This window comes from Pseudomonas xanthosomatis, from assembly GCF_019139835.1.
GTDB lineage: Bacteria > Pseudomonadota > Gammaproteobacteria > Pseudomonadales > Pseudomonadaceae > Aquipseudomonas > Aquipseudomonas fakonensis.
In genome coordinates this window covers 5,708,952-5,722,212 of the sequence record NZ_CP077075.1, presented here as the reverse complement: position 1 = coordinate 5,722,212, position 13,261 = coordinate 5,708,952, and the positions used below count along the sequence as shown (strand labels likewise).

Sequence of the window (13,261 nt, the reverse complement as noted above, 5' to 3'; positions counted from 1 at the left end):
GCTTTCAGGCATACTCACCACCTGTTCCCGGCCTTTTTCAGGATCTGCCCCATGCAACTGGACCGTGCCACCGGCTGGTTCTCCGGCGTCACCCACTGCCCCTCGCCAAACTTCAACGCCCGCCCCGAAGGCGAGGCCATCTCCCTGCTGGTGATCCACAACATCAGCCTGCCGCCGGCCTGCTTCGGCACCGGCAAGGTGCAGCAGTTCTTCCAGAACCGCCTGGACCCGGCCGAACACCCGTACTTCGAAAGCATCTGCCAGCTGACCGTGTCGGCGCACCTGTTCGTCGAGCGCGATGGCGCCGTCACCCAGTTCGTCTCGCTGCTCGACCGCGCCTGGCATGCCGGCGTTTCACGCTTCGACGGGCGCGAGGGCTGTAACGACTTCTCCATCGGCATCGAGCTCGAAGGCACTGACGATCAGCCCTACACCGATGCCCAATACGCGACGCTTGAGCAACTCACCCGGCAGATTCGCAAGATTTGGCCGGCCATCGACGCGCAGCGCATCCAGGGCCACAGCGACATCGCCCCCGGGCGCAAGACCGACCCGGGCCCGGCATTCGACTGGCCGCGCTACCGCGCCGGCGTACAACGCAACGAGGATATGGCATGAGTTTTCTGGTGTTGGTGCTGGTGCTGTGGGTCGAGAAGTTCTCGGCGCTGCGCCAGCGCTTGCAACGCGACGGTTTCTTCCTTGGCGAGCTGGCGCGGCTGGAACGTACCGGCAAGGCCCAGCCGGGCTGGGCGCTGGCCGTGCTGGTGTTGGCACCGGTGGCGCTGCTGGTATTGCTGCTGCATGTGCTGGAGCCGGTAGCCTATGGCCTGTTGGCACTGCCGGTGCACCTGCTGGTGCTGATCTACAGCCTGGGGCGCGGTGATGTGAAGGCTTCGCTCGGAGCGTTTCGCGATGCCTGGCGCCGGGGGGACGACCAGGCTGCGCTGCATGTGGCCGAGCGCGACCTGGGCCTGGCCGCGGACGATGCCGAGAGCCTGATCAAGCGGGTGCAGGGCTATTTGCTGTGGCAGGCCTACCAGAGCTTCTTTGCGGTGATTTTCTGGTACTTCCTGCTGGGCCCGGGGGCTGCGCTTGCGTACCGCCTGCTGGCGCTGGCCAACGACAGCAGCCGCCAGCCCGGCATCAAAACCTTGGCCGGGCAACTGCGCCACGCCATGGACTGGCTGCCGGTGCGGGTGGTGGCGGTGAGTTTCGCCCTGGTGGGCAACTTCGTCGCCGTCACACGGGTGATGCTGCATGCATTGCTCGACTGGCACATCAGCGCCGGGCACCTGGTGGCCCAGGTTGGCCGGGTGGCCGACGATATCGCCGAAGACGAAGACCGCCAGCAGGGCCTGGCGCGGCTGGACAGCCTGTGGGAGCTGCTGCTGCGCTGCGCGGTGCTGTGGTATGCCTGCTTTGCCCTTTGGACGGTGTTGGTTTGACTGATTGTGCCCTCGAAGGTAGCGCTTAACCTTAAGTTACAAACCTTGAATCGAATCTGCGTTATACAAGCCCACAGGCCACAGCTGGCCTTGTGCTACCCCGCAGAACAACAAGAATTCAAGGAGGTGACCCGTGAAGCGTCTGCTCTATCCGGCCATCGCACTGATGAACCGGCTGAGCTTCGGCATGAAGTTCAGCCTGATCAGCGTCCTGTTCTTCCTGCCCATGCTGGTCACCAGCTTTTACCTGGTGCGCGACGCCTACAACCAGTTCCACGCCACCCGTGTCGAGCTGCAGGGCCTGGCGCCGCTAAGTGAAAGCCTGGCGCTGCGTGGCAACCTGGAAACCCTCGGCAACCTGTTGCAGATCAACGCCGTGCTTGGCCAGTCGGGCCAGGCCGGTGATGTGGAGGCGCGCATCAAGGCGCTGGAGGACAAGGTCCAGGCTCAGCTGGATGCGCTGCAGGGCGGGGACCCGGCCATCGAGGCCAAGCGCAGAGAGCTGGCCGAGGCCTTTGCCCGCGCCCGCAGCGAAAGCTCGCTGTCGAACAAGGCCGCGCTGTTCGACAAGCTGCTGGCCCAGGCCCAGGTACTGGGCAAGCTGATTGCCAGCCAGTCGGGCCTGAACCAGGACAGCCAGGCCTCGGTGCGCCAGCTCGGCGAGCTGGTGGGCAGCGGTACGGCCCAGGTCACCCAGGCCCTCGGCGAAGGGCGCTGGATGGGCGCCGTGGCGCTTGGTCGCGGCTTCATGGACTCTTCCGGCAGTACCCGCTTCGAAGACCTGCTGCAACGCCTGGAGCGCCTGGCCGGCGACTACGCCATCCGCCTGGATGACGCCCTGGCCGCCGATGCCCGGGCCAAGGCGGCGTTGGCGGCCAGCGCCCAGGCCAGCCAGGCCACCGTCAAGCAGGCGGCGAACCTGTTCGAGAACCAGGTGGTGGTGGCCGAAACCCTCGACGCCCCCTGGGCCAGCTTCTACCAGCAGGCCAGCGACCTGATGGCGCAAACCTGGCAGCTCAACGACGCGGTGCTGGCCCACCTGCACGGCCGGCTGGAAGAGCGCCTGGGCCAGCACCGGCTGCGCATGTTCGCTCTGGTAGCGGCGCTGGGCACGGTCTTCGTGCTGATCATCTACCTCTACAGCGGCTTCTACGTGTCTACCCGCAAGACCCTGCGCAACCTGGGCAGTGCCATGGACAAGGTGGCTGCCGGCGACATGACCGTAAGCTTCCAGGCCCAGAGCCAGGACGAGCTGGGCGAACTGGGGCGTGGCTTCAGCGAGACGGTGCGGCGCATTCGCGGGTTGATCGAGCAGGTTGGCCACACCGTGATCACGGTGGAGGAACAGGCCGGGCAGGTGTTGTCGGTATCGGCGCGCAGCAACCAGGCGGTCAGCGGCCAGCGCGAACAGATCGAGCAGGTGGCCACTGCCATGAACCAGATGAGCGCCACCGCCTTGGAAGTGGCGCGCAGTGCGGCGCGGGCGGCCGAGGGCGCCGAGCGGGTCAACCACGAAAGCGCTTCAGGCCGCGACCTGGTCGAAAGCCAGCAGGGCAGCATCGCCCGCCTGGCCGGGGAAATCGACCAGAGCGTGGTGGCGGTGCACCAGCTGGCCGACGACAGCCAGGCCATCGGCCGGGTGCTGGAGGTGATCCGTAGCATCGCCGAACAAACCAACCTGCTGGCCCTTAACGCCGCCATCGAAGCCGCCCGGGCCGGGGAGCAGGGCCGCGGTTTTGCCGTGGTGGCCGACGAGGTGCGCACCCTGGCCAAGCGCACCCAGGACTCCACCGCCGAAATCGCCCAGATGATCCAGCGCCTGCAGGACGGCGTAGGCGCGGCGGTGCGGGTGATGGGCAGCAGCCACCAGATGGCCGCCGGCACCGTGGACGAGGCGCGCCAGGTGCAGCAGGCGCTGGGCAACATCCTTGGTGCGGTGGGCGGCATCGTCGAGCAGAACCAGCAGATCGCCGCCGCCGTGGAGCAGCAGACCGCAGTGGCCCACGACATCGACCAGAACATCGTGGCCATCCACCGCGCGGCCCAGGACACCACCGACGGCGCCTGCCAGACCGAGGATGCCAGCCGCGCGCTGTCGGCACAGGTGGTGGAGTTGAAGCGGTTGATCGGGGCGTTCAGGGTCTGACCACCCGCCGGCCACGACACCGCCGCATGCGCGACGGTGTCAATGCCTAAGCGGAAGGGGTGCTGGCATGATGCTGGTCGGCAAGCTCGAAAATCGAGCGCGCCAGTGGTACCGGCACCTCCACTCGCAAGATCCGTGGCACTTTGTGGCCCAGCCGCTCCTGCTCCATCTGGAACTGGATACCCTTGCGTGCATCCTCGAGTGTTTTCAGGTGGCCGCTACGATGCGCGTAGTTCTCCCGTGGGGTGTCCCAGCCCGGGTAATGGAAATGTGCCTCCCACAGCGCTTGCCCGCTGTTGTCCATGATCAGGTAGTTGTCCATGAAGTGCAGGTTGTTCCCCTTGCCCACACGCTGACGTGCCTGTTGGACCTTGCGCACTTTCACTTCCTGCTTTTCCAGCAGGTAGGTCAGGTAACTGGCGTTTGGAGTGAGCGGGTTTTTGTAGATCTGCAGGGTCAGGTCATTGGCCAGGCGGCGCAGTCTGGCGCTTGCGTCGATCAGCTGCTGATGCTGTTCGGGGCGAGCCGGCAGGTTTTGCTCTTGGTACTGGGTGGCGAGGATGTCCAGTTCATCGGCATGATCGAGCAACGGCTCGGTGATGTTCGCCGCCACGGCATTCTTGCGTTGGCCCCTGGCCCTGGCATCGCTGGTCAGCTTGTCCAATGCAGCAAGCCGGCTGCTGGCTGCGGCATTCAGCTGATCCAGGGTTCGTGCAGGCGGCGCGGGGGTGAGCTGCCAGGTGCCTGGCGCGGTGCGGGTGGCTTCCAGCGGTGTGGCCTGTTCGTCAGTGCCGAGCAAGGTCAGGCGGTCGGGGCTGTCGCCACGCTGTTCTGCCTGAACCAGCCGTGAGCGGCCGTGGCGTTGGATGCTGATCACGCGCCTTGCGCGGTTCGACGGGGTTGCCGTTTCTTGCGAAGGAATGAAGTCAAAATCGATGTCGGTCAGTTCGTCGCTCGGTAACGGTGAGCTTTCGTCTTTTTGCAAGATTTCCAACAGGCGGCGATCACAGTCTTCACGGTAGTCGTTGACGATTGTCAGCAACCCCTGGAGATGCTCGGCATTGTGATCGGGCGCATGCTCCGGGAAGTCTGGCCTCAACTGCTCGAAGCTGTCGGCAAGCGCCTCGAACTGTTGCTGCAGGGTCATGATCACCGTGAACCTGCTGCCTGCGGTACTTTCTTTGACGTAGTGGTACACGTGAGACTCTCGCAGCAACGCGATACTCAACTGTTTGACCTCAGGGCGGAACACGCAAGGCGCGTCGAGATTATGGGTATCGCTGAAGGCCAGTAGCAAACCCCGCATGTGGATAATTCCAAACATGATTTCGCTTACAGGTATCACCTTGCCAGGCAGCGTATGCGTTGCATGGTCGTAAGCCGGCGAGTCCAGCACTTGTTGCAGGATGTTGGCGAATCGTGTGGCTTTTGGCAGGCGATGTATCAGGGTTTTTAGCCTTTCACGGTGGGCAAGCCGATGGTTTCGGGCCACTGCCGGGTCAGCCATGATCTCTGCGGGCGTGAATATCGCATCTCGCTCCAGCCTGAGCCTTTGCAGGGCATCGCCCAAGGCCAGGTCACGTACCAGCAACCATCGCCGCAGTTGGTGAAGTTGTTCTATCTGTTGCGTGCAGGTGAAAGCCGAAACATCGAGGCCGGGCATGTTCTGCTGGACGAATCTGGGCTGTTCCCGAAACAAGGCCAGTTGCGCCTCTATATCGTCGACATGGGCGATCAGCCTTTGCATGGCCTGCATGCGGCCCAAGTCAGGTGTTTCGGTGAGGGTGTTGATTTTTGCGGCGTCCAGGGTGAACTGCTCGAGGCGGTCGACAATGGCATTGTTGCGGTCATTAAGCTCCTTGAACTCCCGGGCATTTTGCATCTGCGCCTGTTGCTGTTGCTCTGCCTTGGCTTTCTGATTCTGCGCCCTGAGGTCTGCAAGGCGATTCTTGCGCATGCCTGCCAAACCGCCGACCAGTACCCCTTGCCAGTTGCCATTGGCATCCTGGCTGACCGGTTCGCTGCGCCCGACACGGGTGGCGACATAGCGGTTGTCCGGCGCCTGCGCCACTGGGTCGCTGCCCCTTACGATCCGCCAGACCGGCCGCTGCGGTGAGGAGGCATCGGTATCCTGCAGCACCTGGTAGCGGTTTTGTTCGATCTGGATGTACAGCTTCTGCCCAATTCGGTAGATGCCATCTGCGCCAGGCGTGGCGGACACCGGCAGCGTGCCTTGGCGGAAGGGTTCCAGGCGTGTCTGGCTCAAAGGGTAGTGATCAGGTGCGGGCAGCAGGTCGGCCAGCACAGCGCGTTGTACCAGCGCCCGATGTATGGCCCTGTCGATGAGGCTGCCAGGGGCATGGATGTCGATCCCCAGTGCTTGGCGTTGCGTGTCGTCCAGGGTGCGCAGGATAGCCTGGGCCAGGCCACTCTGCCCCGGCTCGACCTGAATCAGGTCGCCGGTATCCAGGCTACCGGCGTAGCGCTGCTGTGCACGGTAGAGCGTGATGAACTGCTGTGCGCCATCCAGCCCGTAGCTTGCCAGACGTTGTTGGCCCGGCGTTACCAGGCCGCTGTGGTCGGTTTGCCCATGCTGGATGTCGATACCCAGTTCGGCGGGCCATGCCGGATCGCACAGCAGCATCGAACAGAACAGCGCTTCGCTGTCAGGGTGCGCAGGCAGGGCAGTCATGTCGAAGGCCCGTACCGCGTTGATCGCCCGCTGCTCGGCCCACACATGCAGAATGCTTTGCAACTGTTCATTGGGCAGCACAGCGCCGTCAGCCACGCTGCGAAGCTGGGGATGCAGCGCCAACAGAAACGCCCGGGCCGGCGCCGACAGGCCAGGGAAGCGCTTGGCCAAAGTGTCTGTCTCATCGGGGAGTCGGGGCTCGAGCAGCGCCTGTTCTTGCAGCAGATGCTGCAATTGCCAAGGTGTGTCCCCTTGGCGGTACCAGATGTCTTGCAGGGCCGAGAGGCTGATGCCGGCCAGTGCCAGCAGCCGTTCGGCCTGTGCAGGGGTGATGGCCGGTGAGCTTCGCGGCAGCAGGCGTTGCAGCAGTTGTACCTGGTCAATGCCGCTGACATCCATAGCCGAAGGGTGCGCACCTTCGCGCGTGCCAGTTACATCCGGCCAGCTCAGCGTGGCTTGGCCGTCATGTTCAACAACCCGGGGGTTGTTCAGGGCCTGGACCAATTGCCTGGCCCTGCGCCGTGACACCTTTCCTGCAACGCTTTGCAGGCGCGCACTGATCAACAGGTCGCTGATGTCGGTCAGCGCCTGGACCGCTTCGGCCCGCTCGCCATGCCGCAAGGCCGCGGCGGCGCTGATCGCCTGATAGGTCAGGGTGCCCAGGGTGGCAGTCAGCATCAGCCGGTTGGCACCGAGCACTCCGCCGGGCACTGCCAGCGTGAGCATGCCGAGGGTTTCGTTGAGGACAATGCTCGCGCTGTCGGCCAGTGCCTTCCAGCGACGCTCGGAGGCGGTCACGGCGCTGGCCAGCAGGTCTTTCCTGATACGCTCGACATGCTGTTCGATCAGTGCTTGACGAAGTGGCAGAGTTGCCTTGATGGGGGTGATCAGCAGCTTTTGCTTGGGGGGGACGCCTTCACCCAGCAAGTCGAAGAGCTGTTGGTGCACCCAGCTCAGCTTGTCGCGGTTCGGCAACCGAATCTTGAGGTGAGCGGCGAGTGCGTTCTGTGCCTGCTGGCTCAGCCCGTCGAGGAACCACCTTTCATCCGGGTTGTTTTTTATCTGCTCCAGCAGGGTTTCGGCAGCCAGGTGTTGATTGAAATGCAGCGCAACGGCGCCACCGGTGCGGTTGGGGTAGTAACTGGCCGTTTGCTTGATACCAGGCTGCGCGAATGAGCGGCTGAACAGCGGCAGAGGGAAGCTTTGGCCGGCGAAGGACAGTTGATACTGCGTCCAGGGCTGCGCGGCATCGTTGAAGGCTGCGGACAAAATGGCAGGTAGCCGCGCCGCATGGTCATGGTCCTGGCTGGCGCGTACCGCATCGTACGCTGCAAGCTCGAAAAGGGCGTGGTGGTAGTCGCCGAGTTTTTTCCTGAACTCCAGGTTCATGACGCCGTCGACCAGCTTGTGCAGGACCTTGCCCAAGTCGAGCGCATGGGCGTGTCGCTCGAATGCCTCGGCGCTCAGTATGTCGGGCTTTTCCTTTGTGCCGTTGGCGTAGCGGCTGACGTAGCTGTGCTCCAGATAGCGGTTCTGGTAGGACGGCGGGTAGGCGTAGGACAGGTCGAGCCGCGCAGCTTCCCACAAGGTAAAGGACTGGATGCTTGATCGGGGTTCGCGATTGTCGAGGGCGCGGGGCTGTCGAGCAGGTACCAGGGTGATGCGGGTATGGAAGTACCAGGTTGCAGGGTCGATGGTGGTGGTGCTCAGGTTTTGCAGGGCATACCTGAGCTTGTCCATGCCTATTTGCTCGAAAGCCTGCATGCAGTCGGCAAGGGTTTCGGTGAGGTACTGGTTGGCGCTGGACACGTTATTGGCCAACTGCAGGTAACGTTGCCGCTCGGCAGCACCGAGCGGGCCGAAATAGTCATTCAGGTTCTGCTCGATATGCAGCAGGACCTGCTGGTCGAGATAACTCTGTGCGTCGTTCAGCTGATGGTCATCAGCGTGGCTGGAGGGGGAATGATGGTCGGGCATTTGGCGTTCCTGGATGGCGGACGAAAGCCGACATGGAACAGCAGTGCAGGGGCAGGCAGGGGGTAAATAATTGTCGTGGCAGGCTACCAGTTGAACAGCGTGCAGCTGTTGCGCCAGCTGGCCTCGGCCAGCTGTTCAGCCTTTACACCCATCACCTGCGCCAAGGCTTCGGCGATTTCCGGCAAATGCTCCGGGCTGTTGCGCACCCCTGGGTACATGGCCGGTGCCATGTCCGGCGAGTCGGTTTCCAGCACCACGCTGTCCAGTGGGAGGCGGGCGAGGGTCTTGCGCAATCGCAGCGCCTGGGGCCAGGTGGCGGCGCCGCCCAGGCCCAGCTTGAAACCGAGCTTGATGTATTCGCGGGCCTCTTCGTAGCTGCCGGCGAAGGCGTGGATGATGCCTGCCCGTGCCGGCTTGTAGCGCTTGAGGGTGGCGATCACCCGGGCGTGGCTGCGGCGCACGTGCAGCAGCGCCGGCAGCTCGAAATCGCAGGCCATCTGCAGTTGCGCTTCGAACAGCGCTTGCTGGCGCTGTTGGTCGAGCTCGGGCAGGTAGTAGTCCAGGCCGAACTCGCCCACGGCGCACAACCGAGGGTCGCCGTGCAGGCGCTCCAGCCACTCGCGCAATTGCACCAGGTGCTCGGGGCGGTGCTGCTCGAGGTAAACCGGGTGCAGCCCCAGCGCCGCGAAGATTCGCTCGTCGCTGCAGGCCAGGCCCCACACCCGCTGGAAATTCTCCTGATACACCCCCAGCACCACCATGCGCTCCACCCCGCGCGCCGCCGCATTGGCTAACAGGCGCGGGCGGTCGGCGTCGAAGTCGGGGAAGTCCAGGTGGGTGTGGGTGTCGATCAGGCGCATGGTCAGGCCGGGATACGCTGCTTGAAGGTGCGGCCGATGGCGTGCACGCCGGGCTCGTAGCGCTTCTCTTCAATGGCAGCCAGGGCCAGCTCCAGCGCGGTGGCGGCGATCAGGCCGTGCTGCTGGGCCATGGCGTTGACCGGCAGCGGCAAAAAGTCCAGCAGCTGATTGTCGCCAAAGGTGCCCAGGTGCAACTGGCGCGAGCCGGACGGGCGCGCCTGCAGGGTGTCGAACACCCCTTGCAGCAGCACGTAGGAGGTGGTCACCAGGGCGTCCGGCAGGCCGCCGTGCTCGTCGATCAGTTGTTGCATCAGGCGCTGGCCGCATTCACGGCTGAAGGCCTCGCCCTGGTAACGCCGCACCTGGCCGGCAAAGCCTTGCAGCGCCTCGTCGAAACCACCGGCACGGGCCTGGCTGACCGACAGCTCCGGGCGGGCGCCGATCAGCGCGATGCTTTGCGGACGGGTATTCAGCAGGCTGCCCGCCAACTGGCGGCTGGCGTCGCGGTCGTCGCTGATTACCGAGCAGAAGTGCGCCGGGTCCAGGCGCCGGTCGATGGCGATCACCGGCAGGCCCTTGTCTTGCAGTTCGCGGTAGCTGTCATCGCCGGGCGGCAGGCAACTGGCGACGAACAGCGCATCGCAGCGCCGGGCGCGGAACAGCTGCTGCAGCTGGTGCTCGCTGCCAGGCTGGTCGTCGCTGCTGGCAATCAGCAGCTGGTAGCCACGGGCACGGGCGCCTTGCTCCAGTTGCTTGGCGATACGCGCGTAGCTGGGGTTCTCCAAGTCCGGGAGAATGAAGCCCAGTGTGCGGGTATGGCGGCTGCGCAGGCCGGCGGCCTGGGGGTTGGGGGTGAAGCCATGGGCTTCGACCACGGCCCGTACGCGCTCGACGGTGGCGTTACTGATGCGCTGCTGCTCGGCCTTGCCGTTGATGACGTAGCTGGCGGTGGTGACCGACACTCCGGCCAGACGGGCGATATCGCTGAGTTTCACCGAATTTTCCTTGTTATTTCCGGGGCTGGCTGCTTGCCTGACCGGGTAGTTTCACCCATGTGCAAGCCTGCGCGCAGGCGACCATTGTCGCAATTGTCCGACAGGATGGGGCTTTTTCGTCGGAAGATTATCGAGTAACGTGGCCGCTTGGTCAGATTAAACGTTTCAGCTTGGTGAATTTTCCTGCCTTGGAATAAGAATTTGCCGATGGTGCCTGGCGTTTAAAAGGATTTGGCCGCTGAATTTCACAACAATACCTCGGTCGCCAACAGGGCGCCGCAAAGGAGAAGGTCATGCTTGAGCTCGCCGTGGAGCAGATTGCCATGGGCCAGAAGGCCGCCGACAAGGGCCAGGCCCTGGCATTGCTGGCCGAGCGGCTGGTAGCGGACGGCCTGGTCGCTGATGGCTACCTCGAGGGCCTGCGCGCGCGCGAGGCGCAGGGCTCGACCTTTCTCGGCCAAGGCATCGCCATCCCCCACGGTACGCCGCAGACCCGCGACCTGGTGTTCAGCACTGGCGTGCGCCTGATGCAGTTCCCCGAGGGCGTCGATTGGGGCGACGGGCAAATGGTCTACCTGGCGATTGCCATCGCTGCGCGCTCCGATGAGCACCTGCGCCTGTTGCAACTGCTTACCCGCGCCCTGGGCGAAACTGACCTGGCCGAGGCCCTGCGCCGCGCCAGCTCCGCCGAAGCCCTGCTCAAGCTGCTGCAAGGCGCACCCCAGGCCCTGGCGCTGGATGCCCAGCTGGTGGGCCTGAACCAGGCCGCCGAAGACTTCGACGAGCTGGCCTGGCGCGGCGCCCGCCTGCTGCAACGGGCCGGTTGCGTCGAAAGCGGTTTTGCCGCCGTGCTGCAACAGGCCGAGCCGCTGCCGCTGGGCGAGGGCCTGTGGTGGCTGCACAGCGAGCGTCAGGTACGCCAGCCGGGCCTGGCCTTCATCACCCCGCAACAGCCTTTGCGCTACCGCGACCAGCCCCTCAACGGCCTGTTCTGCCTGGCAAGCCTGGGCGCTGCGCACCAGGCCCTGCTCGAACGGCTGTGCGAAGTGCTGATCGAAGGCCGCGGGCAGATGCTCTACCAGGCCACCAGCAGCCGCGCGGTGCTCGAGGTGTTGGGCGGCGAGGCGCCGGCCGACTGGCCGAGCGTCAAGGTGGTGCTGGCCAACCCCCACGGCCTGCATGCCCGCCCGGCCAAGGAGCTGGCGCAGTTGGCCAAGGGTTTTGACGGCGAAATCCGTGTGCGCGTGGCCGACAGCGGCCAGCCTGCGGTATCGGTGAAGAGCCTGAGCAAGCTGTTGAGCCTGGGCGCGCGCCGTGGCCAAACCCTGGAATTGGCCGCCGAGCCGGGCATTGCCGCCGATGCCCTGCCGGTGTTGCTGGCCGCCATCGAGCAGGGGTTGGGCGAGGCGGTCGAGCCGCTGCCGCCAACTGTGCCGGCGGCGGCGCAAGCGCCGGTCGAAACGCTTTGCGCCCCGGTTGCCGGCAGCATCGTCCAGGGCGTGGCGGCAGCCCCCGGTATCGCCTGTGGCCCGGCCCACCTGTGTGTGGAGCGCGACATCGACTACCCCCTGCGCGGCGAGTCGCCCGCCCAGGAACGCCAGAAACTGCAAAACGCCCTGGAAGCGGTACACGCCGACCTGCAAGCCCTGGTGCAGCGCAGCGAAAAATCCGTCGGCGAGATCTTCGTCACCCACCAGGAAATGCTCGGCGACCCGGCCCTGGCCGATGAAGTCGCCCTGCGCCTGGCCCAGGGCGAAAGCGCCGCTGCCGCCTGGATGGCCGTGATCGACGCTGCCGCCCGCCAGCAGGAAGCCTTGCAAGACGCATTGCTGGCCGAGCGCGCCGCCGACCTGCGCGACATCGGCCGCCGGGTGCTGGCGCAGTTGTGCGGCGTGCAGCAAGTCGCCGAACCCGAGCAGCCCTACGTACTGGTGATGGCCGAGGTTGGCCCGTCCGATGTCGCCCGCCTGGACCCGGCGCGGGTCGCCGGTATCGTCACCGCCCATGGCGGCGCCACCGCCCACAGCGCCATCGTTGCCCGCGCCCTGGGCATCCCGGCAGTGGTGGGCGCCGGGGACGCGATCCTGCTGCTGGCCAGCGGCACGCCGCTGCTGCTCGATGGCCAGCGCGGCCGGGTAACGGTGGCCCCGGCGCAGGAGGAGCTGCAACGCGCCCTGGCCGAGCGCGACGCCCGCGAACAGCGCCTGCAAGCGGCCTGGGCGGGGCGCCATGAGCCGGCGCAGACCCGTGACGGCCATGCCGTCGAAGTGTTTGCCAACATCGGTGAGAGCAGCGGCATCGACAAGGTGGTGGAGCAGGGCGCAGAAGGCGTTGGGCTGCTGCGCACCGAACTGATCTTCATGGCCCACCCGCAAGCGCCCGATGTGGCGACCCAGGAGGCCGAATACCGCCGCGTGCTCGATGGCCTGGCCGGCCGTCCGCTGGTGGTGCGCACCCTCGATGTGGGTGGCGACAAGCCGTTGCCCTACTGGCCGATCGCAGCAGAAGAAAACCCCTTTCTCGGGGTGCGCGGCGTGCGCCTGACCCTGCAACGCCCGCAGGTGATGGAAGACCAGTTGCGCGCCCTGCTGCGCGCCGCCGAAGGCCGGCCGCTGCGCATCATGTTCCCCATGGTCGGCCAGGTGCACGAATGGCGCGCGGCCAAGGCCATGGTCGAGCGGCTGCGTGAAGAAATTCCGGTATCCGACCTGCAGGTCGGCATCATGGTCGAGGTGCCGTCCGCCGCTTTGCTGGCGCCGCAACTGGCCCGCGAGGTGGATTTTTTCAGCATCGGCACCAACGACCTGACCCAGTACACCCTGGCCATCGACCGCGGCCACCCAAGCCTGTCGGCCCAGGCCGACGGCCTGCACCCGGCGGTGCTGCAACTGATCGACATGACCGTGCGCGCCGCCCACGCCCATGGCAAGTGGGTCGGGGTGTGCGGCGAGCTGGCGGCCGACCCGCAAGCGGTGCCGGTGTTGCTGGGCCTTGAGGTAGACGAGCTGAGCGTCGCCGCCCGCAGCATCGCTGAAGTGAAGGCACTGGTGCGCCAGGCCGATTATTCGACGGCCCGCGCCCTGGCGCGCGAGGCCCTGCAACAAGACAGCGCCGACGCGGTTCGGGCGTTGGTGGAGCGTTACTGA

General features: G+C 65.4%; 7 protein-coding genes and 1 pseudogene. 5 read left to right on the top strand and 3 right to left on the bottom strand.

The features are described 5' to 3' along the window. The first annotated feature begins 51 nt into the window (after positions 1-51). From ampD to KSS93_RS27060, 4 genes and pseudogenes are all read left to right on the top strand, one after another. Positions 52-618, top strand: a complete 567-nt coding sequence (gene ampD / locus KSS93_RS25245; RefSeq protein ID WP_217886466.1) for a 1,6-anhydro-N-acetylmuramyl-L-alanine amidase AmpD — start codon at positions 52-54, stop codon at positions 616-618. Beyond that, positions 615-1,445 carry a regulatory signaling modulator protein AmpE gene (gene ampE, locus KSS93_RS25240; RefSeq protein WP_217886465.1) on the top strand — a complete coding sequence of 277 codons (831 nt, stop codon included), beginning with the start codon at positions 615-617 and terminating at the stop codon, positions 1,443-1,445. The genes ampD and ampE overlap by 4 nt, the downstream gene beginning before the upstream one ends. Positions 1,446-1,611: 166 nt before the next feature. Next, positions 1,612-2,733, top strand: a pseudogene (locus KSS93_RS27065) (HAMP domain-containing protein); the annotation flags it as partial. 144 nt (positions 2,734-2,877) lie between these two features. Continuing rightward, the gene (locus KSS93_RS27060) at positions 2,878-3,591 is read left to right on the top strand and encodes a methyl-accepting chemotaxis protein (protein ID WP_437182140.1); all 714 of its coding nucleotides are present in this window, start codon (positions 2,878-2,880) and stop codon (positions 3,589-3,591) included. A 46-nt stretch (positions 3,592-3,637) separates the two neighbouring features. Here KSS93_RS27060 and KSS93_RS25230 read toward each other — a convergent pair whose 3' ends face one another. The 3 genes from KSS93_RS25230 to cra all read right to left on the bottom strand — a co-directional run bounded on the left by KSS93_RS25230 (position 3,638) and on the right by cra (position 10,115). Further along, the gene (locus KSS93_RS25230; RefSeq protein WP_217886463.1) at positions 3,638-8,260 is read right to left on the bottom strand and encodes a heme oxygenase-like domain-containing protein; all 4,623 of its coding nucleotides are present in this window, start codon (positions 8,258-8,260) and stop codon (positions 3,638-3,640) included. A gap of 83 nt (positions 8,261-8,343) precedes the next feature. Next, positions 8,344-9,120, bottom strand: coding sequence for a TatD family hydrolase (locus tag KSS93_RS25225; RefSeq protein WP_217886462.1), 777 nt, complete (start codon positions 9,118-9,120; stop codon positions 8,344-8,346). Positions 9,121-9,122: 2 nt separating this feature from the next. Further along, positions 9,123-10,115, bottom strand: a complete 993-nt coding sequence (gene cra, locus KSS93_RS25220) for a catabolite repressor/activator (RefSeq protein ID WP_217886461.1) — start codon at positions 10,113-10,115, stop codon at positions 9,123-9,125. Positions 10,116-10,408: 293 nt separating this feature from the next. Between cra and ptsP the strand changes: the two genes are divergently transcribed. Continuing rightward, positions 10,409-13,261 (top strand): phosphoenolpyruvate--protein phosphotransferase, encoded by a 2,853-nt coding sequence (gene ptsP / locus KSS93_RS25215; protein ID WP_217886460.1) that lies wholly within the window; start codon positions 10,409-10,411, stop codon positions 13,259-13,261.